The sequence below is a fragment of the Streptomyces sp. GESEQ-4 genome (genome assembly GCF_017948455.1).
Classification (GTDB): Bacteria; Actinomycetota; Actinomycetes; order Streptomycetales; family Streptomycetaceae; genus Streptomyces.
Genome location: NZ_JAFFSU010000004.1, coordinates 315,155 through 340,785, shown reverse-complemented (window position 1 = coordinate 340,785; position 25,631 = coordinate 315,155). Strand labels below are relative to the sequence as shown.

The 25,631-nt window shown below is 70.8% G+C and carries 25 protein-coding genes and 1 pseudogene; 5 read left to right on the top strand and 21 right to left on the bottom strand.

Going from position 1 to position 25,631, the window contains the following annotated elements:
* Window positions 1–114 precede the first annotated feature (114 nt).
* The 3 genes from groES to KCH48_RS11775 form a co-directional block, all read right to left on the bottom strand.
* A complete protein-coding gene (groES, locus tag KCH48_RS11785; RefSeq protein WP_003998759.1) occupies window positions 115–423 on the bottom strand; it encodes a co-chaperone GroES in 309 nt (102 codons plus the stop codon).
* Between the two features lie 306 nt (window positions 424–729).
* A complete protein-coding gene (locus KCH48_RS11780) occupies window positions 730–1,428 on the bottom strand; it encodes a polysaccharide deacetylase family protein (protein WP_210572832.1) in 699 nt (232 codons plus the stop codon).
* Window positions 1,425–2,327 (bottom strand): polysaccharide deacetylase family protein, encoded by a 903-nt coding sequence (locus KCH48_RS11775; protein WP_210572830.1) that lies wholly within the window; start codon window positions 2,325–2,327, stop codon window positions 1,425–1,427. The genes KCH48_RS11780 and KCH48_RS11775 overlap by 4 nt, the downstream gene beginning before the upstream one ends.
* Between KCH48_RS11775 and KCH48_RS11770 the strand changes: the two genes are divergently transcribed.
* Entirely contained in the window at window positions 2,310–3,626 is a 1,317-nt protein-coding gene (locus KCH48_RS11770) for a methyltransferase domain-containing protein (protein WP_210572828.1), read from the top strand. The genes KCH48_RS11775 and KCH48_RS11770 overlap by 18 nt on opposite strands.
* On the opposite strand, the gene KCH48_RS11765 is transcribed toward KCH48_RS11770, so the two are convergent.
* The 5 genes from KCH48_RS11765 to KCH48_RS11745 form a co-directional block, all read right to left on the bottom strand.
* Window positions 3,604–5,640, bottom strand: a complete 2,037-nt coding sequence (locus KCH48_RS11765) for a cell wall-binding repeat-containing protein (protein WP_210573010.1) — start codon at window positions 5,638–5,640, stop codon at window positions 3,604–3,606. The genes KCH48_RS11770 and KCH48_RS11765 overlap by 23 nt on opposite strands.
* Before the next feature lie 132 nt (window positions 5,641–5,772).
* Window positions 5,773–7,056: an RNA polymerase sigma factor gene (locus KCH48_RS11760; protein WP_210572827.1), complete on the bottom strand. Its 1,284-nt coding sequence runs from the start codon at window positions 7,054–7,056 to the stop codon at window positions 5,773–5,775.
* A gap of 48 nt (window positions 7,057–7,104) precedes the next feature.
* Window positions 7,105–7,455 carry a YciI family protein gene (locus KCH48_RS11755; RefSeq protein WP_210572825.1) on the bottom strand — a complete coding sequence of 117 codons (351 nt, stop codon included), beginning with the start codon at window positions 7,453–7,455 and terminating at the stop codon, window positions 7,105–7,107.
* A gap of 111 nt (window positions 7,456–7,566) precedes the next feature.
* Window positions 7,567–8,616, bottom strand: coding sequence for an LCP family protein (locus KCH48_RS11750; RefSeq protein WP_307840862.1), 1,050 nt, complete (start codon window positions 8,614–8,616; stop codon window positions 7,567–7,569).
* 153 nt (window positions 8,617–8,769) lie between these two features.
* Window positions 8,770–9,837 carry a LacI family DNA-binding transcriptional regulator gene (locus tag KCH48_RS11745; protein ID WP_210572823.1) on the bottom strand — a complete coding sequence of 356 codons (1,068 nt, stop codon included), beginning with the start codon at window positions 9,835–9,837 and terminating at the stop codon, window positions 8,770–8,772.
* A 119-nt stretch (window positions 9,838–9,956) separates the two neighbouring features.
* Here KCH48_RS11745 and KCH48_RS11740 point away from each other — a divergent pair, with 119 nt between their 5' ends.
* Window positions 9,957–12,266, top strand: coding sequence for a glycoside hydrolase family 3 N-terminal domain-containing protein (locus tag KCH48_RS11740; protein ID WP_210572821.1), 2,310 nt, complete (start codon window positions 9,957–9,959; stop codon window positions 12,264–12,266).
* A gap of 39 nt (window positions 12,267–12,305) precedes the next feature.
* A complete protein-coding gene (locus KCH48_RS11735) occupies window positions 12,306–13,043 on the top strand; it encodes a hypothetical protein (RefSeq protein ID WP_210572819.1) in 738 nt (245 codons plus the stop codon).
* On the opposite strand, the gene KCH48_RS11730 is transcribed toward KCH48_RS11735, so the two are convergent.
* From KCH48_RS11730 to tsaB, 4 genes are read right to left on the bottom strand one after another with little or no spacing between them, the layout of a single operon-like run.
* A complete protein-coding gene (locus KCH48_RS11730) occupies window positions 12,988–13,251 on the bottom strand; it encodes a hypothetical protein (protein ID WP_210572817.1) in 264 nt (87 codons plus the stop codon). The two genes, KCH48_RS11735 and KCH48_RS11730, sit on opposite strands and share 56 nt — an antisense overlap.
* Window positions 13,248–14,333, bottom strand: coding sequence for a tRNA (adenosine(37)-N6)-threonylcarbamoyltransferase complex transferase subunit TsaD (gene tsaD, locus KCH48_RS11725; RefSeq protein ID WP_210572815.1), 1,086 nt, complete (start codon window positions 14,331–14,333; stop codon window positions 13,248–13,250). The genes KCH48_RS11730 and tsaD overlap by 4 nt, the downstream gene beginning before the upstream one ends.
* Window positions 14,326–14,799, bottom strand: a complete 474-nt coding sequence (gene rimI / locus KCH48_RS11720) for a ribosomal protein S18-alanine N-acetyltransferase (protein WP_210573000.1) — start codon at window positions 14,797–14,799, stop codon at window positions 14,326–14,328. The genes tsaD and rimI overlap by 8 nt, the downstream gene beginning before the upstream one ends.
* Window positions 14,800–14,816: 17 nt before the next feature.
* On the bottom strand, window positions 14,817–15,470 hold the full coding sequence (gene tsaB, locus KCH48_RS11715; protein WP_210572813.1) for a tRNA (adenosine(37)-N6)-threonylcarbamoyltransferase complex dimerization subunit type 1 TsaB: 654 nt from the start codon (window positions 15,468–15,470) through the stop codon (window positions 14,817–14,819).
* A 108-nt stretch (window positions 15,471–15,578) separates the two neighbouring features.
* Here tsaB and KCH48_RS11710 point away from each other — a divergent pair, with 108 nt between their 5' ends.
* Entirely contained in the window at window positions 15,579–16,133 is a 555-nt protein-coding gene (locus tag KCH48_RS11710) for a hypothetical protein (protein WP_210572811.1), read from the top strand.
* A gap of 377 nt (window positions 16,134–16,510) precedes the next feature.
* On the opposite strand, the gene tsaE is transcribed toward KCH48_RS11710, so the two are convergent.
* The 9 genes and pseudogenes from tsaE to KCH48_RS11665 all read right to left on the bottom strand — a co-directional run bounded on the left by tsaE (window position 16,511) and on the right by KCH48_RS11665 (window position 24,572).
* On the bottom strand, window positions 16,511–17,026 hold the full coding sequence (gene tsaE, locus KCH48_RS11705; protein WP_210572809.1) for a tRNA (adenosine(37)-N6)-threonylcarbamoyltransferase complex ATPase subunit type 1 TsaE: 516 nt from the start codon (window positions 17,024–17,026) through the stop codon (window positions 16,511–16,513).
* Window positions 16,998–18,242 carry an alpha/beta fold hydrolase gene (locus tag KCH48_RS11700; protein ID WP_210572803.1) on the bottom strand — a complete coding sequence of 415 codons (1,245 nt, stop codon included), beginning with the start codon at window positions 18,240–18,242 and terminating at the stop codon, window positions 16,998–17,000. Before KCH48_RS11700 ends, tsaE begins: the two co-directional genes overlap by 29 nt.
* A gap of 72 nt (window positions 18,243–18,314) precedes the next feature.
* A complete protein-coding gene (alr, locus tag KCH48_RS11695) occupies window positions 18,315–19,496 on the bottom strand; it encodes an alanine racemase (RefSeq protein ID WP_210572798.1) in 1,182 nt (393 codons plus the stop codon).
* Between the two features lie 207 nt (window positions 19,497–19,703).
* Window positions 19,704–20,348, bottom strand: a complete 645-nt coding sequence (locus KCH48_RS11690; RefSeq protein WP_210572796.1) for a M23 family metallopeptidase — start codon at window positions 20,346–20,348, stop codon at window positions 19,704–19,706.
* A gap of 166 nt (window positions 20,349–20,514) precedes the next feature.
* On the bottom strand, window positions 20,515–21,339 hold the full coding sequence (locus KCH48_RS11685; RefSeq protein ID WP_210572992.1) for a L,D-transpeptidase family protein: 825 nt from the start codon (window positions 21,337–21,339) through the stop codon (window positions 20,515–20,517).
* Between the two features lie 409 nt (window positions 21,340–21,748).
* Complete coding sequence (locus tag KCH48_RS11680; protein ID WP_210572794.1) at window positions 21,749–23,182, bottom strand: NAD(P)H-hydrate dehydratase; 1,434 nt, start codon at window positions 23,180–23,182, stop codon at window positions 21,749–21,751.
* A gap of 40 nt (window positions 23,183–23,222) precedes the next feature.
* The gene (locus tag KCH48_RS11675; protein WP_210572788.1) at window positions 23,223–23,594 is read right to left on the bottom strand and encodes a holo-ACP synthase; all 372 of its coding nucleotides are present in this window, start codon (window positions 23,592–23,594) and stop codon (window positions 23,223–23,225) included.
* A 9-nt stretch (window positions 23,595–23,603) separates the two neighbouring features.
* Complete coding sequence (locus tag KCH48_RS11670; protein WP_210572786.1) at window positions 23,604–24,104, bottom strand: hypothetical protein; 501 nt, start codon at window positions 24,102–24,104, stop codon at window positions 23,604–23,606.
* Between the two features lie 53 nt (window positions 24,105–24,157).
* Window positions 24,158–24,572, bottom strand: a pseudogene (locus KCH48_RS11665) (ATP-binding protein).
* Window positions 24,573–24,771: 199 nt separating this feature from the next.
* On the opposite strand from KCH48_RS11665, the gene KCH48_RS11660 reads away from it, so the two are divergent.
* Window positions 24,772–25,623 (top strand): helix-turn-helix transcriptional regulator, encoded by an 852-nt coding sequence (locus KCH48_RS11660; RefSeq protein WP_210572784.1) that lies wholly within the window; start codon window positions 24,772–24,774, stop codon window positions 25,621–25,623.
* Window positions 25,624–25,631: the final 8 nt, after the last annotated feature.

Sequence of the window (25,631 nt, the reverse complement as noted above, 5' to 3'; positions counted from 1 at the left end):
AGCGGTTCAGCCCTCTCGGAAAACGTGGGTGAAACGAACTGCGCCCCTGACGCCCGGCTTCATAAGGTCGCGGGGGCCCGGGGCGCAGCTCAAAAACAAGTGTGCTTCGTTGATCTACTTCTCGATGATCGCGAGCACGTCGCGAGCGGAGAGCACCAGGTACTCCTCGCCGTTGTACTTCACTTCGGTGCCGCCGTACTTGCTGTACAGCACGATGTCGCCGGTCTTGACGTCGAGCGGCAGGCGCTCGCCGTTCTCGAAGCGGCCCGGGCCCACGGCCAGGACGACGCCCTCCTGGGGCTTCTCCTTGGCGGTGTCCGGGATGACCAGGCCAGAGGCGGTGGTCTGCTCCGCGTCGAGCGGCTGGACCACGATGCGGTCCTCAAGCGGCTTGATGGCAACCTTGGAGCTGGTGGTCGTCACGATCCGACCTCCCCCTTCGGAGATCTCACGGGGTTAACTGTCTGAGGTGGCGACCAGGTCGATCCGTCGTCGCGGGTGCCGGACCTGCCCGTCGCTATTGGCACTCTCCAGGGGGGAGTGCCAGACCAGAGACTATGACGGGGTTAGCACTCGGTCAAGCGGAGTGCCAATGCCTGCGGCGCGTCGGCGGATTCTCGTGGACGTCCGTTGCGTGGAACCCGGCGTCTTTTTCCTGGGGGCTGCGCCCCCAGACCCCCGCTTCGGCCTGGCGGCCTCGTCCTCAAACGCCGGACGGGCTGGATTGGCCTACAGGTAATCCTCAAGCCTCCCGACCCTCAGCCCCGCCCCCTCCACCCGCCGCAGCACCCGTTCCGTTCGCTGCCACAGGGGTGGGCCGGTCGGGTCGTCCGGGCCGATGAGGATGATGTCGCCGGGGTGGAGGGGGGCGGCGTCGGTGTCGGCGGAGGTCCACAGGACGATCGCCGAGAGGCCGCAGTCGGCGGTGGCGTGCAGGGTCGTCATGTCGTAGCGGCCGTGGGGCGGGCGGAAGAGGCGGGGGCGGATGCCGAAGCGGGACTTGAGCTTGTCCTGCTGGCCGCAGATCTCGGCGCGCTGGCCGGCGTAGGGCAGGCCGGGCAGGGCGGTGTGGTCGAGGGTGTGGTTCTGGATGCTCGCGCCGACCGACTGCAGGCGCGCGAAGTGGCCGTAGCCCGGGCCCACGACGCTGTCCGTGAGGAACATGCTGACCGGGAGCCGTCGTTCGCGGACCATGTCGACGAAGCGGGGGTCCTTCTCCGCCCCGTCGTCGTAGGTCAGGAAGACGACCTTGTCCCGGGTGCGGACCCGGTCGACCACGGGCGGCAGACCCCGGTCCGCCTCCGGTCCGTGCGGGCTCACTCGTCCGTCCGCCTTCTCGCCGGGGCGTTCGAAGGGGTCGACGGACTGGGCGCAGCCGGTGAGCAGCGCGGCGGTCAGCGCCAGCGCCCCGGCCGCGCGCGGCCTCACAGGTAGTCCTCCAGCCGTGCCACGGCGTACCCCTTGGCCGTGACCTTCTCCAGGAACCGTCGGACCATGTCCGGCATCGTGCCCTTCCAGTCGTCCTTACCGCGGAAGTGGCTGAGAACGATGTCGCCGGGATGAAGGTCACGGTCCCACTCGCGGTACTCCCAGTGGTCGGCGAAGACCTCCTCGTTCCACAGGGGCGCGTACTTGATGCCGCAGGCCTTCGCGGCGTACAGGGTGTCCGCGTTGTAGTTGCCGAAGGGCGGGCGGAAGAGGGTCGGGCGGGTGCCGTAGTGCTTCTCGATGACGTTCTGCATGCCGCAGATCTCGCGCTTCTGGCGGGAGTACGACAGGCCCGGCAGGTAGGGGTGGTGGAGGGTGTGGTTGTGCAGGCTCACGCCCGCCCGCTGCATGCGCTTGAAGTAGCCGTAGTCCTCCTTCACCAGGTAGTCGCTGAGGAACGCGGTGTACGGGACCCGCAGTTCGCGCATCATGCGCAGGAACGCCGGGTCTTTTTCGGCGCCGTCGTCGATCGTGAGGAAGACGATCTTCTGCCGGGTCGGGATCGTGGTGAAGACCGGCGGAAGGTCGTCCTCCTCATGGCCGTCCACCTCGAAGCCCGCGCGGGTCTTGATCTCCGGTTTCACGGCCGGGGGCAACGGGGCGGTCAGGGGGACCCGCGACAGGCCCCAGCGCTTCGCCGCCGCGACCCGGACCTGCTGCTTGTCCGGGGCCTTGACGCCGGGCGCCTCACGGGGCTGCTGACCTGCTGCGGGCGGTGCCGTGGAGGCGCCGTCCGCGCAGCCCGAGGCGATGGCCGCGGCGGCGAGCACGGCGATTCCGGCACGGATCCGCCGCTTCCGATACGCACCGTATTTATCATTTTGTACGACTACTCGCATGGAGCCGGATCCTCGCAGCCACCCGCCCCCAACCCCGGCCGACACCGCCGCCGCGCCTGCACCATCCACCGACTGGCCCACAATGAACCGGTGAACGACCTCGCCCCCCTCCTCACCCCCGAAGGCCGCGCCCTCCTCGACGAGGTCCGCGGCACCGACCCCGCGCAGGAACTCGCCGTCGCCACCCGGCTGCGCCGCGAGCACCCCGCCGAGCTGGTGTCGGCGGCGCTCGGGCAGGCGCGGCTGCGGCAGCGGGCGGTGGCGAAGTTCGGGGCCGAGGACGCGGGGCGGATGTTCTTCACGCCGAACGGGGTGGAGCAGTCGACGCGGGCGAGTGTGGCGACGTATCGGGCCGAGTGCTTCGATGCGCTGGGGATCCGGTCCGTCGCGGACCTGTGCTGCGGTATCGGTGGTGACGCGATCGCGTTCGCCCGCGCCGGGATCCGGGTGCTGGCGGTGGATCGGGATCCGCTGACTTGCGAGGTGGCCCGCGCCAACGCGGCTGCCCTCGGCCTCGCCGACCTCATCGAGGTACGGGAGGCGGATGTGACGGAGGTCGACACGTCCGGGTACGACGGCGTATTCGTCGACCCGGCCCGGCGTTCCGGCGCACGCGGCCGGATCTTCGACCCGGAGGCCTACTCGCCTCCCCTGTCCTGGGCCGTGTCCGCCGCGCTCAATGCGCCGCGCGCCGCGCTGAAGATCGCGCCCGGCATCCCGCACGACGCGATCCCCGCGCAGGCCGAGGCCGAGTGGATCTCGGACAGGGGGGACGTGAAGGAGGCCATGCTGTGGTTCGGCACGGGTGTCACACCGGGTGCGCGACGGGCGGTGCTGTTGCCCGCCCTGGCCGGCATCTGGGCCTCGCCCGCCACCATGCTGCCCGACCCCGAAGTCCGGCCCGTCGGGCGGTACTTGTACGAGCCCGACGGCGCCGTCATCCGGGCCCATCTGGTCGCCGAGGTCGCCGAGGACCTGGAGGGCGGGCTGATCGACCCCACCATCGCGTACATCACCGCCGACGAGTACCACGTGACCCCGTACGCCACCGCGTACGAGATCACCGATCAACTCCACTTCAGCGTCAAGAAGTTGAAGGCACTGCTCCGGGAGCGGCAGGTCGGGACGCTGACCGTGAAGAAGCGGGGGTCGGCGGTGGAGCCGGAGGAGTTGCGCAGGAAGGTCAAGCCGCAGGGGCCCAACGCGGCGACCGTGTTCCTCACCCGGGTCGCGGGGGCGCCGACCATGCTCGTCGGCGCCCCTGCGCGGGCGTCGGCTACTGCCGGTGGAGCTTCTTGAGGGGCTCCAGGTGGGGGTCGGCGCCGACCGGGCCGGTGCGGGCCACGGTGGCGGGCTGACCGCCGTTCGTGCGGGCCGAGAAGGTGCTGGCCTGCGTGCTCGTGGGCACCACGCCGTTGTAGTAGTCGTGGTACACGAACTGGGAGCCACTCGCGCTGATCGAGGAGCCCGCCGTGTTCAGCGCGCCCGTCGTGACCGAGGCGGCGGGGCCGAACGCGACCGCGAAGTTCATGCTCGCGGATTCGCGCAGCAGATAGCTCTTGGTCTCGTCCGACAGGGCGGGGCGCGAGGTCCACAGGAGGGGCCCGAAGACGTTCACCGCCCCTGCGGCGGACAGGCCGTCGCGCCAGGCGCCGGCGTAGGCGAGGGCCACGTTGCTCGGCACCGCCCACCAGAACTTGGCGACGGCGACGGACAGGGCCGCGTCGGTGCTGCCCGTGATCGGGTAGTACGAGTACCTCGACGGCCACCTGGAGAAGCCCGTGTGGGTCAGCGCGTACTTGGCGTCCGACCCGACCGTGATGATCATGGTCTTGTCGGGGTTCAGGCTGTTGAGGTACGACTTCACCGCTGCGGTCAGCTTGTTGCCGCTGGTGAGGACGATACTGCCCGCGCTGGCCGTGCCGTCGGCGCCGGCCGCGGTGGCAGCCGGGAGGGCCGCGCGGTAGTCGGTGCCCGAGGCCAGGAACACATACTTCGGGGCGCCGGTGACGGACTGGGCCACCTTGACCGACGTCTCGTAGCGATCGGCGCCGGACAGCCGCTTGGGGACGTAGCCGAGCGTCCTCAGCTGGGCGGCGACGTTGCTGCTGAGGATGGACGTGCCGCCGAGGAGGTACACACTGGCGCCCGGCTTCAGCGCCCGCTTCAGCTCGCTCTTCACCGCCGTGGACAGCCCGCTCTTCGGGGTCGTGAGCACCGGCCCCTGCTTCTTGCCGGCCAGCGCGGGCGCGGTGAGCGAGTAGGCCGCGTCGTCCTGGTTGACCAGCACCGCGGCCTTGGCGTTCAGCAGGCCCGGCACGCTGGTGCCGACCTTGTTCCAGGTCCAGCGGGAGGCGGCGATGTTGGTGTTGTAGGCGTTGCTGCCCCAGACGCGGCCGGTGGTGTTCTTGCGCAGCGGCTGCCAGCTGGGGTTGCTCCCCTGCGGGGTGCCGGGGACGCGGGTGAGCTCGCCGGTGGCCAGGTCGACGTACTCGGTGGTGTGTACGTCGTCGCTGTGCGGCGAGGTGTGGGCGTCGAAGACGATCCGCTTGCCGGTGGGCGACCAGGACGGGTTGGCGTACCGGCGGGGGCCGTCGGTGTGCTGTCGGACGTCGGTGCCGTCGGCGTTCGCCGTGAGGATCTGCGGGTTGCCGTCGGGGTCCTTGCGGACGAAGGCCAGCTTGGTGCCGTCGGGCGAGAGCGCGGGCTGCTCGGCGTTGGCCAGCACTCGCTTGAGCGTGCCCGTGGTCCCCTCGTAGGTGTAGATCCACGCGCGGTCGGAGCAGCCGTTGATACGGCGTGAGAAGGCGAGCAGGGTCGATGTCGGGCTCGCCGTCGGGTCCTCGTCGCAGACCTGCGCCGACCCCTGGGCGTCGGACAGCAGCGGGCGGGGCGCCCAGGAGCCGTCGGAGGGGCCGTAGGCGAGCTGGCCGCCGCTGGCGAAGACGACGTAGCGGCCGCCCCACCAGAAGGCCAGGTCCTCGTAGGCGGCGCTGGAGCGCATGCCCTCCGCCCAGGGCAGGGTGATCTTCGAGGAGCCGCTGGGCCGGACGCTGGAGATCTGGCTCCAGGCGGTGACCAGCCGGCTGCCGTCCGGCGCCCAGGCAGCGTGGTCGCCGGAGGTGCCCGGGACCGTGGCGGCCCGGCCGGTGGCCGGGTCGACGAGGACGGGGCCGTCGGTGAGGATCCGGCCCTCGGTGCCCGGCCAGGGCCCTGCCTCGTCGGCGGCGGCGCCCGGCGCGGTGGCCAGGGTGCCCACGGCGGCGAGCGCCGCCGCGGTCGCGAGCGCCGCGGCACGGCGGCGCGTGAACATGCTCAAGGTTTGATCCCCCCATGGATCTTCACAGCCTCTGCACAGAGGCCGGGTCACTGTAGTGCCCAACGGGGCACGAGGGGAACGGAGTTACTAGTGAACAGCTGTGCGTTTTCGGGTTACGTCCTCGGGTTACGCATCGCACTCCCGCGCCCTGGCCAGCAGCAGTTTCCGCTCGCGTTCGTTGCGTGCGAGACCGGCCGCCCGGACGAACTCCTCGCGCGCCTCCTCCGTACGCCCCAGGCGGGCCAGCAGATCGCCGCGCACGCTCGGCAGCAAGTGGTAGTCCCGCAGGGCGGGTTCGGTGGCGAGGGAGTCGACCAGCTCCAGGGCCGGGGCAGGGCCGTCCGCCATCGACACGGCGACCGCGCGGTTGAGTTCGACGACCGGGGAGGGGGCGCGGGCGGCGAGCAGGCCGTACAGGGTGGCGATCGCGCGCCAGTCGGTGTCCTCGTAGGTGAGCGCGTGCGCGTGGCAGGCGGCGATCGCGGCCTGGAGGGCGTACGGGCCGGGCAGGCCGGTGGACACCGCGTCCGCGCGGTCCAGGGCGGTGATCCCGCGGGCGATGAGGAGCCGGTTCCAGCGGCTGCGGCTCTGGTCCTGGAGCAGGACCGGCTCACCGTCCGGGCCGGTGCGGGCGGCCATCCGTGACGCCTGGAACTCCAGCAGCGAGGCCAGGCCGTGCACCTCGGGCTCCTTGGGCATCAGGACGGCCAACTGCCGGGCCAGCCGCAGCGCGTCCTCGGCGAGGGACGGGCGCAGCCAGTCGTCGCCGGCCGTGGCCGCGTAACCCTCGTTGAAGATCAGGTAGATGACGTCGAGAACGGAGCCGAGGCGGGCCTCGCGGTCGGGGCCGTACGGCACCTCGAAGGCGACGTTCTTCGTGGCGAGGGTGCGTTTCGCGCGGACGATGCGCTGGGCGACCGTCGATTCCGGGACGAGGAAGGCGCGGGCGATCTCCGCTGTGGTCAGGCCGCCGAGGAGGCGCAGGGTGAGGGCGATGCGGGCCTCGGCGGAGAGAACCGGGTGGCAGGCGGTGAAGACGAGGCGGAGCAGGTCGTCGTCGATGTCGTCGGGGTCGGCGGGCTCCTCGGGTTCGGTCACCGTCGACAGGTCGCGGCCGATCTCGGCCAGCTTGCGGGCGTAGTTCTCCTTGCGCCGGATCAGGTCGACGGCGCGGTGCCTGGCGGTCGCCATCAGCCAGGCGCCCGGATTGTCGGGGACCCCGTCCCGGGGCCACTGCTCCAGCGCGGCGACCAGGGCATCCTGGGCCAGCTCCTCGGCGATACCGACGTCGCGGACGACACGGGCGACGGCGGCGATGACGCGGGGCGACTCGATACGGAAGACGGTCTCGACGGTGGATCGCGGGTCGACGGTGGATGGCGGGTCGGCGGAGGGCTGCGAGCTGCTCACAGCCCCCCATTGGACACCCGGACCGGCGCGCCTCCAAGGACCGGAGGCTCAGCCCATGATCTCCCGCACCTCGCAGGTCACCGTCCAGAAGTCCTCGTGCACCTTCAGGAACCGCTTGGTCCACTCCAGCGCCTCGGCCTTGTCCTTGCACTGGAGGATCGCGTAACCGCCGACGGCCTCCTTGGTCTCGGTGAACGGACCGTCGGTCACGGAGACCTTCCCGTCCTCCCAGTGCACGCGGGTGCCCTGGGCGGTGGGCGTCAGACCGGCCGTGTCGAGCATCACCCCGGCCTTGGTCATCTCCTCAATCAACTCGCCCATCCGCTCCATCAGTTCGGGGCTGGGGCCGGCGGCCGCCTGGCTCTCCTGGGTCTTCACCAGCGACAGGTAGCGGGGCATGGGGACTCCTTCGACACGGACCGGCGGGGTCTCTCCCCGCCTTTCACCCCTGCGTCGAACGGGAGACGGCCGGATCGACACGCGCCCCGGATTTCTTCGGGGACATTCTCCTCACCGCAACGACTCCCACAACTCCCCCGCCTCCGGCTCCTGAGCGACCACCCGGTTGGCGTCCGAAGGTGCCCTCTCCACCGGCATGGTCACCGTCGTCGTGTCGTCCGCGGACAGCCCTTCGAGGCTCTGCCCCAGCGCGTACAGCTCGGTGAGCGAGTCCAGGCCGGTGTCCGTGGTGAGGCTGCCGGTCACGGCGTCGGCGACCGAGTAGAGCCGGGTGGGGCCGATGTCGGACAGCCGTTCCAGCAAGGCCTTCACGAGCGTCTGCTGGAGGCCTATGCGCCCGAGGTCGCTGCCGTCGCCGATGCCGTGCCGGGTGCGGGCGAGGCCCAGGGCCTGCTCGCCGTCCAGCTGGTGGGTGCCGGCCTCCAGGGTCAGGTGGCTGTCCTCGTCGTCGATGTCCTCGTCCGTGGTGACGGTGACCCCGCCGAGCGCGTCCACCAGCTTGGCGAAGCCGGCGAAGTCGATCTCGATGTAGTGGTCCATGCGGACGTCCGTCATCGACTCGACGGTCTTCACGGCGCAGACCGGACCGCCCACCGCGTAGGCGCTGTTGAACATCACGCCGTACGCCTCCTCCGTCGACTCCCCGTCCGCCAGCGGGCAGGACGGCCGGGTGACGAGCGTGTCGCGCGGGATGCTGACCACGGTGGCCTCGGTGCGGCCGGCGTCGACGTGGACGACCATCGCCGTGTCGGAGCGGGCGCCGCCACTGGCACCGCCGCCGAGTTGCTGGTTCTCCTCGCCGTCCCGCGAGTCCGAGCCGAGGACCAGGATGTTCAGGGCCTCGGTGGGCAGGGGGGATGCGGACGCCGAACCGGCGGGCGTCGTCATCGACTTGGCCGGGCGGTCGTCGCCGAGCGCGCTGTTGATGTCGACGCTCGTGATGTTGTCGTTGAGGTGCCAGTAGACCCAGCCGGCCCCCGCGGCGCCCAGCGCCAGCAGACCGGCCAGGGTGAGACCGACGGCCTTCAGCAGGCCGGAGCGCGGGCGTATGTGTCTGTCCGATCCCCCGTTGTCGTCCCCGTGTTCGTCATCAGCAGTCACGGACAGGAACGTAAGTCCGAATTATTACGAGAGGACACCCCTGCCCGCTGTTTCTGCGGAAAATCTAAGACTTCTCAGCCCAGCCTCAGGGCGGAGTCACCGGATTTCATCGGCTCTCATCGGCTTTCATCCGACTCCGAAAGTTTCGGACGGTCACCCGACTGACTTCGGAAAAGCGGGCGGTGCCCCTGTGCTGCTGCGCACCACCAGACTCGTCGCGAGCTCCACCCGAGTCGCCGCCGGCGTCCCCTCCTCGCGCGCGAGATCGAGGACGAGCTTGGCCGCCGCCTCGGCCATCTCGGTCAGCGGCTGCCGTACGGTCGTCAGCGGCGGCCCCACCCAGCGGGCGATCGGCAGATCGTCGAAGCCGACGACGCTCAGGTCCTCCGGGATGCGCAGCCCCAGCTCGCGCGCCGCTTCGTACAGGCCGAGCGCCTGGAGGTCGTTGCCGGCGAAGACCGCGGTGGGCCTGTCGGGGGCGCGCAGCAGATCCAGCCCCCGCCGGTAGCCCGTCTCGTGGTGGAAGTCGCCGTTCTTGATCAGCTCGGGGTCGACCGGCAGCCCGGCGGTCTCCAGCGCCGCCCGGTAGCCGTCCACCCGGGCGCGGCTGCACATCATCCGGGACGGTCCGGTGATCGCGCCGATCCGGGTGTGCCCCAGCTCGACGAGATGGCGCGTGGCGGCGAGCCCGCCCTGCCAGTTGGTGGCGCCGATGGACGGCACGTCGGCGCCCGGGTCGCCCGCCGGGTCCATCACCACGAACGGGATGGAACGGCTGGTCAGCAGGGCGCGCTGGGACTCGTCGAGGCCGGACAGCACGAGGATCACGCCGTGCGGGCGGCGGGCGGCGACCTGGTCGGCCCAGGTGCGGCCGGGGGTGAGCCGGCCGGCGCTCTCGCTGAGCACCACGCTCAGCCCGGCGTCCCGCGCCACGTTCTCCACGCCCCGGATGACCTCCATCGCCCAGGCGCTCTCCAGCTCGTGGAAGACCAGGTCGATCAGGGGGGAGCGGCTCGCCTCGGCACGGCGGCGCCGGTAGCCGTGGGCGCGCAGCAGTTCCTCGACGCGGGTCCGGGTCGCCGGGGCGACATCGGCCCGTCCGTTGAGGACCTTCGAAACAGTCGGCGCGGATACGCCGGCCTCGCGGGCGATCTCGGCGAGCGTCGCGGTCTGCGTCGAGCGTCCTGCCGTCCGGGTTTGAGCGGGCTCGGAGGGTGTCATGGCGGCGATCGTATCCCTGCACCCCCTCTTGACGAACCCTTCTGAGCGCCATAGCGTCCCGGAACATTCGAAGTGTATAACGAAACATTCGCCAGCGACCGGGAACCGACAGGAGTTTCATGACCACCGCCCCCTGGCGTGACCCCGCCCTGCCCGCCGCCGCCCGCGTCGACGATCTCCTCTCCCGGATGACGCTGGAGGAGAAGACCGCCCAGCTGTACGGCGTGTGGGTGGGCGCCGCCACGGACGGCGACGGAGTCGCTCCGCACCAGCACGACATGACCGTCGGCTCCGCCGAAGACTTCGCCGAGCTGATCACCCACGGCCTGGGCCAGCTCACCCGCTCCTACGGCACCGCCCCCGTGGACCCGGCGCTGGGCGCGCAGGCATTGGCCCGCGCCCAGCGCCGTATCGCCGACGCGGGCCGCTTCGGCATCCCTGCCGTGGCCCACGAGGAATGCCTCGCCGGCTTCACCGCCTGGGGCGCCACGGCCTACCCGGTCCCCCTCGCCTGGGGCGCCACCTTCGACCCCCTGCTGGTCGAGGAGATGGCCCGGCACATCGGCCGCGACCTGCGCGCGGCCGGCGTCCACCAGGGCCTCGCACCCGTCCTGGACGTCGTACGGGATCCGCGCTGGGGCCGGGTCGAGGAGACGATCGGCGAGGACCCGTACCTGGTCGGCACGGTCGGCGCCGCCTACGTCCGGGGCCTGGAGTCGGCCGGGATCGTCGCCACGCTCAAGCACTTCGCCGGGTACGCGTCCTCCGCGGGCGCCCGGAACCAGGCCCCCGTGCGGGCGGGCGTCCGGGAGCTCGCGGACGTGATCCTGCCGCCCTTCGAGATGGCGCTGCGCGAGGGCGGGGCCCGTTCGGTGATGGCGGCCTACAACGAGACGGACGGCGTCCCGGCCTCCGCGGACCCGGCCCTGCTGACCGAACTCCTGCGCCGGGACTGGGGGTTCACCGGCACCGTCGTCGCCGACTACTTCGGCATCGCGTTCCTCGAGACCCTGCACCGCGTCGCCGGCTCCCCCGCCGAGGCGGCGCACGCGGCACTCGCCGCGGGCATCGACGTGGAACTGCCCACGGTGAAGTGCTACGGCCGCCCGCTGCTGGAGGCGGTACGGGAGGGCCGCGTCCCCGAGGAACTGGTGGACCGGGCGGCCCGCCGGGTCCTGCTCCAGAAGTGCGAACTCGGCCTCCTGGACGCCGACTGGAACCCGGAACCCAAGGGCCCGATCGACCTCGACTCGACGGCCAACCGCGCCCTCGCCCGGCGTCTGGCCGAGGAGTCCGTGGTCCTGCTGGACAACCCGGACGGCCTGCTGCCGCTGGCCCCGGACGCCCGCATCGCGGTCGTGGGCCCGCGCGCGGCGGACGCCCTCGCCATGCTCGGCTGCTACTCCTTCCCGTCCCACGTCCTCACCCACCACCCCGAAGTCCCCATGGGCATCGAGATCCCGCCCCTCCTCCAGGCCCTGCGCGACGAACTCCCCGACGCCAAGGTGACGTTCGCCGAGGGCTGCGACACCTCGGCCCCGGACACCTCCGGCTTCGAGGAGGCGGTGGCCCGGGCGTCCGAGGCGGATGTGTGCGTGGCGGTGCTGGGCGACCGGGCGGGCCTGTTCGGGCGGGGCACCTCGGGCGAGGGCTGCGATGTGACGGACCTGCGACTGCCGGGCGTACAGGGCGAGTTGCTGGACCAGCTGATCGCGACGGGCGTACCGGTCGTGCTCGTACTCCTGACGGGACGGCCCTACGCGCTCGGCCGCTGGCACGGGCGCCTCGGCGCGGTCGTCCAGGCGTTCTTCCCGGGGGAGGAGGGCGGCCCGGCGGTGGCGGGAGTGCTGTCGGGCCGCGTCAACCCCTCCGGCCGCCTGCCCGTGAGCGTCCCGCACGTGCCCGGCGGGCAGCCCTGGACCTACCTCCAGCCGCCGCTGGGCCTGGCGGGCGAGGTCAGCAACCTGGACCCGACGCCGCTGTACGCCTTCGGACACGGCCGCTCGTACACGACGTTCGCCTGGGAGTCCGACGCGACGGAGACGGAGATCGGCACGGACGGCTCGTACGAGATGACCGTGACCGTCCGCAACACCGGCGACCGCGCGGGCGCGGAGGTCGTCCAGCTCTACCTCCACGACCCGGTGGCGTCGGTGACCCGCCCGGACGTCCGGCTGATCGGCTACCGGCGGGTGGAGCTGGAGCCGGGCGAGGCGAACCGGGTGACCTTCCGCTTCCACGCCGACCTGTCCTCCTTCACCGACCGCTCAGGACGGCGGGTGGTCGAACCGGGCGTACTGGAGCTGCGGCTGGCGGCGTCCAGCGCGGACGTACGGCATACGGCGCGGCTGGAACTCACAGGGCCCGTACGGGAGTTGGGACCCGACCGGCGGCTGCTGTGCGAGACGGAGGTATCGGCGTCGGGGTGACCGGGACCCCTCCCGCCCCCACCCCGCTACACAGAACGGATGACATCTGCGACGCGTCTCCGTCCCGGAGCGGTTTCGGCCATCACCGCGCTGCTCGTCCTGCTGCTGGCGTCCTGCGGATCCCCGGAACCGGAGACGCCGCCCGGAAAACTGTTCACGGAGTACTTCAGGTCGACCGACGTCAAGAACGACAGGTTTCCCAGTGACGGTGCCTCCAGCAAGGACCGAATCGCCAACTTCGCCGCCCACTACACCACCGAAGAGTTCCAGAGGATGCTCCTTGCGGCGACCCCGTGCGACAAAGACACCACCGAGGCCGACTACGACTACCAGTCCAACACCGGCTGTCCGCCGAACTCGTCCGTGAGCGCGGCGGCGCGGGACGTCACCGGTTCCAAGGGCGAACTCTTCAGGCGCTCCGTCCTGGTCCAGCACGAGGACGGGGCCCTCGAACTGATCACGCTCTACGTGGCGCAGCCACCGGACAAGTCCAAGTCCCCCGCCCTGATCGACACGACCGGCGAGACCTATACCGGTGGCCTGGAGGACTTCCGGGAGAACAACGACCTGCTCGGCCAGCAGGATGTGATCCTCACACTCCGCGACATCACCTCGGTACCGGGCGAGGGAGAGATCGTCACCGTCTTCGGACACACCCCGCCCGACTGGCGGCTGTGGTTCATCGGCGGAGTCGTCACCGTCCTGGTGCTCGGTCTCTGGCTCACCCTGTCCAGGCGTCGACGGACTCGAAGCGCCATCGATGCACCACCCGAGTGACCAACTCCCCGTCGGGCTCGGGCAGTTCCGGCAGTACGGTGTCGTAGTCGGCGTCCCACCACGTGATGACCAGCACCCGGTCCTGCGGCGCGCGGAAGGTCTCGCGGCGCAGCGGCTCCTCAGGAAGCCGCTGTTCGCGCGCCCAGGCCAGCAGTTGCTCGCCCCGCCCTTCGACCGCCCGCGCCTCCCACATCAACGCCACGGTCATGAGTACAGGTTGTCCTTGCTGACCTCGTGGACATGGTCGTGCCCCGGCACATGCGGGTCGGTCACCGGCAGCGAGGAGTCCGCCGACAGGTCCCAGCTGGACACCGCCCGCCCCCGCGCCACCATCTCCGCGCCGAGCGCGGCGACCATCGCGCCGTTGTCGGTGCACAACTTGGGCCGCGGCACCCGCAGTTCGATCCCGGCCGCCTCGCACCGGTGCTGGGCGAGGTGCCGCAGCCGGGAGTTGGCCGCCACGCCACCGCCGATCATCAGATGCCCGACGCCCTCGTCCTTGCAGGCCCGTACGGCCTTGCGGGTCAGCACGTCCACGACCGCCTCCTGGAAGGACGCCGCCACATCGCGCACCGGCACCTCCTCCCCCGCCGCCCGCTTGGCCTCGATCCAGCGGGCCACGGCGGTCTTCAGACCGGAGAAGGAGAAGTCGTACGCCGGATCGCGGGGCCCGGTCAGACCGCGCGGGAAGGCGATGGCCTGAGGGTCGCCCTCCTTGGCGTACCGGTCGATGACGGGACCGCCCGGGAAGCCGAGGTTCAGCACCCGCGCGATCTTGTCGAAGGCCTCGCCGGCCGCGTCGTCGATCGTCGCGCCCAGCGGCCGTACGTCGGAGGTGATGTCGGAGGACAGCAGCAGGGACGAGTGCCCGCCGGACACCAGCAGCGCCATCGTCGGCTCGGGCAGCGCGCCGTGCTCCAGCTGGTCCACGCAGATGTGCGAGGCGAGGTGGTTCACGCCGTACAGCGGCTTGCCCAGCGCGTAGGCGTACGCCTTCGCCGCCGAGACGCCGACCAGCAGGGCACCGGCGAGGCCGGGACCGGCGGTGACGGCGATGCCGTCCAGGTCCCTGGCGCTCACCCCGGCCTCCTTCAGCGCACGGTCGATCGTCGGGACCATCGCCTCCAGATGCGCCCGGGAGGCGACCTCCGGCACCACGCCGCCGAAACGGGCGTGCTCGTCGACGCTGGACGCGACGGCGTCCGCCAGCAGAGTTCTGCCGCGGACGATGCCGACGCCGGTCTCGTCGCAGGAGGTCTCGATCCCCAGCACCAGAGGTTCGTCAGCCATTGATCTCGGTTCCTTGTACGGAGGTTGATGGGTCGGTCAGTCGCATGACGAGGGCGTCCACGTTCCCCGGCTGGTAGTAGCCGCGCCGGAAGCCGATGGCCTCGAAGCCGTAGCGCTCGTACAGCTTCTGCGCGCGGATGTTGTCGATCCGGCACTCCAGCATCACTTCGGCGCACTCGAAGGCGGTGGCCGCCCGCAGCAGTTCGGTCAGCAGCCGCCCGCCGAGGCCGGTGCCCCATTGGTCGCGGGTCACGGCGATGGTCTGGATGTCGGCGAGGTCGCCGGACGCGGCGAGGCCCGCGTACCCCACGAGCCGGTCCTCGTCGACGGCGACGACGTACCGCTTGGTCGCCCCGGGACCGCGCGCGTGGGCCAGCTCGGACCAGAACATCCCGCGCGACCAGGCGTCCTCGGGGAAGAGGTCCTTCTCCAGCTCGAGCACGGCATCGATGTCCCACCAGCGCATCTCGCGCAGCACCGCTGTCACTTGGGGGTGACCACCTTGTAGTTCTTGGGCACCTGGGCGTCGGGACGGCGCAGGTACAGCGGCCGGGGCGCGGGCAGTTCCGCGCCGGCCGCCAGCCTCTCGGCCGCGAGGCTCGCGAGCGCCGCGGCCGACACATGCTCGGGCTCGTGTACGTGGGGGAAGGTGTCCGGGTACAGCAGCGCGCCCGCGCCGACGGCGGGCAGTCCCGCGACCTGGTCGGCGATGTCGACGGGCCGGTCGACGGCGGGATCGGTGAGGCGCGTACGGGAGTCGGCGTACCGCGCCCAGTAGACCTCCTTGCGCCGGGCGTCGGTGGCCACGACGAAAGGGCTGCCCATGTCGGACGCGTACGCGAGGCCGTCGAGCGTGCACATACCGTGCACGGGGACGCCGAGCGCCAGCCCGAACGTGTCCGCGGTCATCAGACCGACCCGCAGCCCGGTGTACGGGCCCGGACCGATCCCTACGACGATCCCGGTGACGGCGTCGAGTTTCAGCCCCGCCTCGGTCAGCACACGGTCGACGGCCGGCAGCAGCAACTCTCCGTGTCGGCGCGCGTCGATCTGACTCGACGAGGCGATGACGTCCGTCCCGTCGTGCAGGGCGACGGTGACGGCGGGGGTGGCGGTATCCAGAGCGAGCAAGAGCACGCAAACAGCCTACGGCTCCCCGGGCTCGCGCACGGCCGCCCAGGTCCGGCGGTCACCTGCTGCTACCGTCGCAACGAAGCGTGACGTACGACGAAGAGGTGGGCGACCGTGCCAAGCAGCAGCGCCGGATTCGTGGCCGTGCTGACCGCGGCGGCCGTCGCGACCATCGGCTTCCTCGCCTACCAGGCCTCGGCGACCGTCCCGGCCGATCTGGGCCGGCCCCAGGCGGGCGGGTCGGCCTCGGCGGCCACCTCCAAGGCGGCACGGGACGGTCGGCACCCCAAGGCACTGCCCGCCGGTTCCGGAACGGGTGAACGCGTCGTGTACTCGGTGGACGCCGACCGCGTCTGGCTCGTCACCCGGGCCAACAAGGTCCAGCGCACCTTCAAGGTCAACCCGAGCACGGTCGACCCACCGCCCGGCACCTACTTCGTCACCTCCCGCTCGAACGCGGTCACCGGCTCCGACGGCACCCCCATCGAACACGTCGTCCGCTTCACCAGCGTCGACGGCGTAGCCATCGGCTTCAGCGCAGCCGTCGACGGCTCGACCCCGGTACCCGACCCCACGGTGAAAACAGGCGGCATCCGCGAATCACGCGCGGACGGCAACGCGATGTGGCGGTTCGCGACGGTGGGCCAAAAGGTGGTCGTGATCCGCTAGAGCCGGGTCAGTGGAGCGCCCCGATAGGGGCGCGGGGAACTGCGCGACAAGCCACATCGAACCCGCAGACGACTACGCGGCCCGACGGCCCTCTGTCTCACACCGCGCTGGCGCAGCTGGCGGCGTGGAAATCACGCGCGCCGCCGCACAGGACGCCAGCAACGCACTCATCGACACCCCGCCAACCGCGTACGGCTGCCGAGGCCGGACCTCGTGGCGGTCGTTCTCCACACTGCGTTCCGAAACCGACATGGACGCCTCCTGAGGGACGGGGGCGGACGTAGTTAGGTAGACCTAACTACAGACTGGGTACCATGTGACCACGCGTAAGACCCCGAAAGCAATAACTTGCCGACGCCTTGTCGGAACGTTCACGCTCACGCCGACAGCACGCTGAGGTCCGCGTTGGCCCAGCGCTCCCCCAGCCCGGTCAGCGTCACCCGCCGAACCTCGTCCGCCGTGTCGCCGACGGCCCGGTGGATGTCGACCTGCAACCGGTCGTCGGTCAGCTCCTCGACCTTGCCCTCGCCCCACTCCACGACGATCACCGACTCGGGCAGCGAGACATCGAGGTCGAGGTCCTCCATCTCGTCGAGGCCGCCACCGAGGCGGTACGCGTCGACGTGGACCAGCGGCGGCCCGTCCCCCAGCGACGGATGCACGCGCGCGATCACGAACGTCGGTGAGGTGACGGCCCCCCGGACCCCGAGCCCTTCACCCAGCCCCCGGGTCAGCGTCGTCTTGCCCGCGCCGAGCTCCCCGCTGAGCATCACGAGGTCACCGGCGCGCAGCAGCTTGGCGAGGCGGCGGCCGAGTTCCCGCATCTGGTCGGGAGAGGTGACGGTGAGGTTCTGGACGCCCGGCTCAGCCTGGCTGTGCGGTACTGCTTCCATAGCCACTTACGGTAGCCCCTGCCGGCACGGCACCCGCGCGGGTGAGCAGGTCGGCGAGACGGTCGGTGACCACTTCCGGGTGCTCCAGCATCACCAGGTGACCGGCGTCCGGGACGAGCACCAGCTCGGCGTCCGGCAACAGGTCGGCGATGGCCTCGCTGTGCTCACTGGGCGTGACGAGGTCCTTGACCCCGGCCAGCACCAGCACCGGCAGATCGGCGAAATACGCGAGCGCCTCGGTCTTGTCGTGGTCCGCGAAGGCCGGGTAGAACTCGGCGACCACGTCGATCGGCGTGCCCTCGATCATCCGCTCGGCGAACCGCGCGACCGCCGGATCGACGTCCCGGGACGCGAACGAGTACCGCTTGATGATCCCGGCGAACAGATCGGCGGTGGCCCGCCGCCCCCGCTCGACCAGCGCCGCCTGCTGCCCCAGCGCTTTCAGCACTCCGGGGAGCACGCGACGCACGGCGTTGACGCCCGCGACCGGCAGCCCGAAGTTGACCTCGCCGAGCTTCCCCGACGACGTACCGATCAGCGCGACGGCGGTGACCCGCTCCCGGACCAGCTCGGGGAACTGGGCGGCCAGCGCCATCACGGTCATCCCGCCCATGGAGTGCCCGACCAGCACGATCGGCCCCTCGGGGACGGCCGCGTCGATCACGGCCTTCAGATCGCGGCCCAGCTGGTCGATGGTGATCGGCATGCCGTCCTGGACCTGCGACACCCCGCGCGCGGACCGGCCGTGGCTGCGCTGGTCCCAGTGCACCGTCCGTACGACACCCCTGAGCGCCGCGCGCTGGAAGTGCCAGGAGTCCTGGCTGAGGCAGTAGCCGTGGCTGAAGACGACGGTGACCGGGGCGGGGGCCTTACGGCCGAAGAGCCGCCGGCGCCGCGGGGTGAGCCCCTCCTGGGGTTCGACGTCGTCGACCTCGTAGTACAGCTCGGTGCCGTCGTCGGCGTACGCCTTGCCGGGGGTGCCGCGCAGGGCGCCGTACGGTCCGGCCGAGTCCAGGGCGAGGCGGGCCTTCTGCCGCATCCCGCGGCCGACCGTCATGCGTTCGATCGCGACGCCGGCCGCCGCGCCCGCGGCGACCACGCCGATCGCGGCACCCGCGATACCGGTCACCCGGCGCCAGTTCCCGGCCGCCCCCGTGGCGGAGGCGACGGCCGCCGAGGCGGCGTTCGCTACGGCCTCCGCACTGCTCTCGCTCACGAATCGCTCCTCTTCGCCGTACTGCTGGTCGCCGGATGGCTGGTGCTGACTGCGGTGCACGCCTCCTGGCGTCTACCCCGCTTGTTCCTCGTTCACATAGACGCGGGGGACACGGGTTCCGATGCGGGTGACGATTTCGTACGCGATGGTGCCCGCGGCCTGCGCCCAGTCCTCGGCGGTGGGCTCACCGCGGTCGCCGGGCCCGAAGAGGACCGCCTCGGTCCCGGTCACGGGCTCGTCGCCCCCCAGATCCACGACGAACTGATCCATCGCGATCCGCCCCGCGACCGTACGCCACTTGCCGCCGATCATGACCGGCCCGGTCCCGGAGGCGTGCCGCGGGATGCCGTCCGCGTAGCCCACGGGCACCAGGCCGAGGGTGGTCTCGCCGGGGGTGGTGTAGTGATGCCCGTAACTCACGCCGTGCCCGCCCGGCACGTGCTTCACCAACGCGACCGACGCCGACAGCGTCATCACCGGCCGCAGCCCGAAGTCGGTCGGGCCGCCGATCTCCGGGCTGGGTGAGATGCCGTAGACGGCGATCCCGGCGCGGACGAGGTCGAAGTGGCTGTCGGGCCGCGTGAGAGTAGCGGGCGAATTGGCGATGTGCCGCACCTCGGGCCGCACGCCCTGCTCCTCGGCGTACGACACCATCTCCCGGAAGCGGCCGAGCTGGGCGTCGATGGACGGATGCCCGGGCTCGTCGGCGCAGGCGAAGTGCGACCAGAGCCCGGTGATGCGGATGAGTCCGTCCTGCTCGGCGCGCAGGGCGGCGCCGACCAGTTCGGCCCAGTCGCCACCGGGCTGGCAGCCGCCCCGCCCGAGGCCGGTGTCGGCCTTGAGCTGGACGCGGGCGGGGGTGCGGGTGCGGGTCATCGTCTGCTGAGCGGCAGCGGTCACTTCCTGTAGAGCCCACATACCGCTGACGGATACATCGAGGTCGGCCTCGATGGCCTCGCGCCAGGGCCCGCCCGGGGTCCACAGCCAGCACATGATCCGCCCCGGCACACCGGCGGCCCGCAGCGCGAGGGCCTCCTCGGGAGTGGCGGTTCCCAGCCAGCTCGCCCCGGCCTCGACAGCCGCGCGGGCGCACGGCACCGCGCCATGCCCGTAGGCGTCGGACTTCACCACGGCCATCAGCTGCGCACCCGGTGCCAGGGCACGCAGGGCCCGCACATTGGCCCGCAGCGCGGCCAGGTCGATCTCGGCGCGGGCACGCAGCGGGGCGGTCGGCGGCGGTGCGTTCTCAGTCATGGCGCCCTCAGTGTCTCAGAGGGGTCTGACGGTCGAGCTCTCCGGCCGCCGGTGGCTGGCTGTGACGGCTCCCGCCGAGTGGCACGGGAATCCTGACCGCGCCGGCCCGCACAAGATTCCCGGGCCGGGCGGCCCTGCGTGCCCCTGGGGCGCTCAGCGGACGCCATCACCACTGCGACTGCGACTGCATGCGGGCGGGCGGGCGGGTCAGAGTCGCAGTCCGTGCCGGGCCAGATATTTCACCGGATCGATGTCCGAGCCGTACTTGCGGCGGGTGCGCACCTCGAAATGCAGATGCGGCCCGGTCGCACGGCCGGTGCTGCCGCTGTTGCCGAGCCGCGTGCCGGGCCGAACCTTGTCGCCCCGCTCCACGGAGATACGCGACAGATGGGCGTAGACGACATACCGGCGGTCACTCATCTTCACCGTCACGGCCTTGCCGTACGACCCCGACCACCGGGCCAGCACCACGACACCGGGGCCCACCGAATAGACCGGGGTTCCCCTCGGTACGGCGAGGTCGATTCCGGTGTGATACCCGACCGCCCAATTCCCCCGCATCCGGTAACGCGCCGTGACCTTGACCCGCCGCCGCACCGGACGGCGCCATTTCTTGGGAGCGCGGTACACGTCTTCGTCCGGGTCCACCCAGTCCTGGGGTTCCTCCACGGCCGCGAGCAGGGCCTCGAATTCCTCGTCGTACTCGATGCCACAACTCCCGGCCGGTTCCTCACCCCAGTCACCCGAATCAGAATCGCTCGCGCGCTTCCCAAGGACGGCGCCCCCCAGAACAACGGCCGCCCCTCCCAGCACTTCACGCCGAGTAGCATCACGTATGTCTGATTCACTCATGCCGCCAGCGAACCATCCCCCATTTCTTCTCCGCACACTCGGCCGACCGGTATTGCTCCCTTCGGTGGTTTCTTCACCTAGGAAGCGCCAATTTCCCGCCCTACCGTTTGCGAGCGACGGCCGCAATCACAACGCGCGCACACGAGTTACGGCCGTCGCCTCGCGCTCAGATCGGCCGACGCCCCCACACGTACACCCGATCGCCCTTCTTCAGCAGGCCCCACAGCTTGCGGGCGTCGCCGTGGCGCAAGCTGACGCAGCCTCGGGAGCCGACGGTGGTGAAGATGGTGCCGTGGACGGCGTGGAACGCCTGACCGCCGCTGAAGAACTGGGCGTACGGCATAGGGGACTTGTAGAGCGTCGAGTAGTGATTCTTGTGCCGCCAGTGGATCGTGTGCCATCCGACACGAGTCCGATGCCCGGCCCGCCCACTGCGCATGGGCACCGGCCCGAACACGACCTTCTTCCCCTTCTGCACCCAGGTCAACTGCCGGCTGAGATCGACACAGGCGACGCGATACGTCCGTACCGGGCACTTCTTCGCGGCATTGGGGTTCTTCTTCGCGGCGGCGACCTGCGTCCACGCCCACGTAAGGGGCCCGGCATATCCGTCGACCTCGATCCCCTGCTTCTCCTGAAACGCCCGGATCGCGTCGCAGTCCCTCTCCGACTGCTTCCCGTCCACCTTCAACTTCAGGTACCGCTCGACCTGCCGCTGATAAGGCCCGGTGAAGTCGGGGCAGCTGTCCGGCACGATCTCCTCGTCGACCGGAACATCCTCAAAAAACGCAGACGCCCTGTCGGCCGCGTCCCTGAGCTCCGTCTCGACGGCATCCAATTCATCGCCGGTCGCACTCTCCCCCGGCACCAACTCCCCTTCCACACCAGCTGCATTCGGCCCAGGTTCCGCAGCGGCGCTCCCCACAGGAATCACAGTGACAACGGCCAACAAAACCGCGACACTCCGGCGCACAAGACGTCCACTGATCATGCGCTCACATAAGCGCGCGGCCTCGACGGTGCTGGGGAGCCGCGCGGGAGGCATCACCCGTACGCAGCCTGCACCCATCCGCCCAGCTGCGGGCATGCGTGCCGCTGCCGAAGCTGCGCGCACCGCCCCCGCCCAAGCTGCGGGCATACGTGCCGCTGCCGTAGCCCTCAGCCGCAGGAATGCGTACCGCTGCCGTAGCTGCGGGCATGCGTGCCGCCTGGGGCGGCACGGGTGGGCGCAGGCGGCACCCCGTCAGCGCCGGGCCGCGCGACTTACCCCCGGCCGACGCCAATCCGCGGCACCCCGTCAGCGCCGGGCCGCGCGACCCACCCCGCCTCAGCCCCCACGCCGGGCCACGCGACTCACCCCCGCCCAGCCCAACCCCGGGCGCCGAACAGCCCCCGCCCCCTCACCCCCGTACATCCCTCCACGCCCCCGGAATCGCCTCCGCAACGTCATGCGCCCCCACCGGCGCCCCATCCGCCGCAAACCGCCCCGCCAGCCCATGCAGATACGCCGCCACACTCCCCGCATCGACAGCCGAAAGCCCCGCCGCCAGCAAAGACCCCGCCAACCCCGACAACACGTCCCCACTCCCCGCGGTAGCCAGCCAAGCCGTCCCCGTCGGATTCACCCTCACCGCCGCCCCACTCCCCGTATCCACAACCAACGTCGTCGACCCCTTCAGCAACACCGCCGCCGCATACCGCCCCGCCAACTCCCGCGCGAAAAACAGCCGAGCCCCCTCGACCTCCTCCCGCGCAACCCCCAACAGCGCGGCGGCTTCCCCAGCATGGGGAGTCATCAGCGTCGGCGCGTTACGACGACGTACGACATCCGGATCCGCAAGCCGCAACCCGTCCGCATCCACCAGCACCGGCACATCCGCCCGCAACACCTCCCCCACAGCCGACGCATCGTCCCCGGCCCCGGGCCCCACGACCCACGCCTGCACCCGCCCCGCCTGCTTGGGCCCCTTGTCGGACACCAGCGTCTCGGGGAAACGGGAGATCACGGCATCCGCGGCCGGCCCGACGTACCGCACGGCCCCGGCCCCACCCCGCAACGCCCCCGCCACAGCCAGCACCGCCGCCCCCGGATACCGCGCGGACCCGGCGGCGATCCCGACGACGCCCCGCCGGTACTTGTCGCTCTCCCCGCCCGGCACCGGCAGCAGCGCCGCCACATCCGCGTGCTGCAAAGCCTCCAACTCGGCCTCGACAGGCAGTTCGAGCCCGATGTCGACGAGCCGCACCGACCCGGCGTACTCCCGCGCCGGATCGATCAGCAACCCCGGCTTGTGCGTCCCGAAGGTCACGGTCAGATTGGCGCGGATGGCCGCACCCCGCACCTCACCGGTATCGGCGTCGACGCCACTGGGCAAATCAACGGCGACAACGGCAGCAAGCGAATCCGCGACCACCGAAGCCAGCGATACGGCCTCCGCCCGCAGCCCACCCTTCCCACCGATCCCGACGATGCCGTCGACAACGAGATCGGCCGCCGCGATCAACTGCTCGGCGTCACCCGCCCGCACAGCCCGGCCACCCGCCCGGCGCAGCGCCGCGAGCCCCCCGGCGTGCGCCCGCTCGGGCGACAGCAGCACCGCCGAGACCCCCGCACCACGCCGGGCCAGCCGCGCCCCCGCGTACAGCGCGTCGCCACCGTTGTCCCCACTGCCGACCAGCAGCACCACCCGGCTGCCGTACACCCGCCCCATCAACTGCCCGCAGGCAACGGCCAGTCCGGCCGCGGCCCGCTGCATCAACGCCCCCTCGGGCAGCCGCGCCATGAGTTCCCGCTCGGCGGCCCTGACCGTCTCCACGCTGTACGCAGTACGCATGGGATCGAGTCTCTCTCGAAACGGTCACTTCTTCAGGTCGCTACGCCTCAGCCACGACCACCGCCGAGGCCACCCCCGCGTCATGGCTCAACGACACATGCCAGGCCCGCACCCCCAGCTCCGCCGCCCGCGCCGCCACCGTCCCCGTCACCCGCAACCGCGGCTGCCCGCTGTCCTCGATGTACACCTCGGCATCCGTCCAGTGCAGGCCGGGCGGCGCGCCGAGCGCCTTGGCCAGCGCCTCCTTGGCGGCGAAGCGGGCGGCGAGCGAGGCAACCCCCCGCCGCTCCCCGCTGGGAAGCAGCAACTCGCTTTCCACAAACAGCCGTTCCGCCATCCCGGGCGTCCGCTTCAGCGACGCCTCGAACCGGTCGATCTCGGCCACGTCGATTCCGACACCGATGATGCTCATCCGGGCACTCTACGACCCACCGAGCGCCGCCAGGCCCGGTTCCCCGGCGACCAGATCAGCCTCGTGCGTCGCGGTGACGGCACGGTCCAGGAAACGGGTGAGCGCATCCGTGTCGGGGCATAGGTGGAGGGCTCGGTGGAGGTGTTTGTCGAACTTGACGCCGCGAGTGTCCAAGATCCGCAAGATCGCAGCGGCCCATGCTGCGAGATATCCGGCGGCATAGCCTGCGGCCCATTGCTCACGGTGGTCTGGGGCCAAGCCCGAGGTTCTTGCGCGCACCCGGGCCACGTCGTCCAGGGGAAGGAGCCCCCTCTGCCTGAGGCTTTCAAGGCCGAAGAGGAAGTCCCCCTGAACCTTCTCCTGGGGGATGCCCAGCATTTGGCTCGTCATCGTGAAGCGGAGCAGGTCGGCCAGCTCCGGCGGCCCGTCCCGCAGCAACTGGAGGACGGCGGGCAACTCAGGCGGCTCGTCCCGTTGGCTGCCTTCTCGGTTGTCTCGCGGATCCGTCATCGCTCAGCTGTCCTGGTGAGTTGATGTGACCATGTGTGCAACCTTGATGCCGTTCACGCCGCCGAAGTCAGCTCACACCACACGTATTTGCCGCGGTTGCCGTGCCTGGTGAGCGGCTGCCAACCCCACACATCGGCGCAGGCCCGCACGAACGAGGGCCAGCCCTCGCCCCTCCTCGCCCTCCCCGAGTCGCTCCAACTCCCCCGGCGGCTCCGGCGGTTCGGGGTCGGCGTCCCACGCCCCGATCCGCAGCACACCGGCCGCCCATCGCACCCGTAGGGCCGCGGGCCCCTTGGTGTGACGTACGGCGTTGGCAACCAGCTCGGTGGCGAGAAGCTCCGCGGTGTCGACGAGGCTGATGAGGCCGTGCATGGTGAGGATGAGGCGGAGGGTGCGGCGGGAGACGGTGACGGCTCGGACGTCGTTCGGGATGTAGAGCGTGTACTCCCAGGGTTCGTTTTCGGGCATGCGTGAGCTCCGTTCGGGTTGGTGGGGAGTTGCGGTGGCAGTGCCGCAGCCGTCATGGCAGGACGGGGCGGTGCGCTTCCGCTGAGTATGCGCTACGTCACCGACGGTAGACCTAACCTGTCATACGGAGCAAGCCGATCGCGTAATCTGACCCCCGAACGAGGCACGCTGGCAGGCGTGTTGAACCGAGGAGCGATCGATGGTTCTCAGGCACGAACCCACGGCACGCCAGATGCGTCTGGCGGTCGAACTGCGCAGGCTCCGCGACGCGGCAGGCCTCAGCGCCACCGAGGCCGCAGCGCTGCTCGGGACTGGTCGTGTCCAAATCAGCCACATCGAATCCGGCCTGGCGGGCGTGAGCGAGCAGCGGCTGCGCCGCCTCGCAGCCCACTACGTGTGTACCGACGAAGCCCTCATCGGCGCCCTGATCGCCATGGCGACCGACCGGACACGCGGTTGGTGGGAGGAATACCGAGGCTTGTTGCCCACACCATTCCTCGATCTCGCCGAGTTGGAGCACCACGCCACGTTCCTGCGCGAGGCACAGTTCCTGTACATCCCCGGCCCACTGCAGACGGAGGATTACGCCCGTGCCGTCTTCTCCTACAGGGTCCCCGAACTTCCCGAAGAAGAGCTGGAGTTGCGCGTCCGGCACCGGATGCAACGCAAGGTGATCCTCGAAAGCCCGGCCCCCACAGAGTACGAGGCCGTTATCCACGAGGCCGCGCTGCGCATCATGGTGGGCGACCGCGCCACCTCACGGTCCCAGCTCACCCGCCTCATCGAAATCTCCGAGGCGGACCACATCACCGTGCGCGTCATCCCCTTCGACCTGGAGGGGTTCGCCGGCGCCGCGAGCGCCATGACGTATGCGGGAGGCCCCGTACCCAAGTTGGACACAGTCGTACGCGATGGCCCGCATGGCGCGGTGTTCATCGATTCCGAAGGCCAGCTCGGCGCCTTTCGAACACTCCTCCGTAAGGTGGAGGGCGCGTCGCTCGACCCCCAGCGTTCGCGTGACTTCATCCACAGGTTGGCGAAGGAGCTGTGAGGCATCCC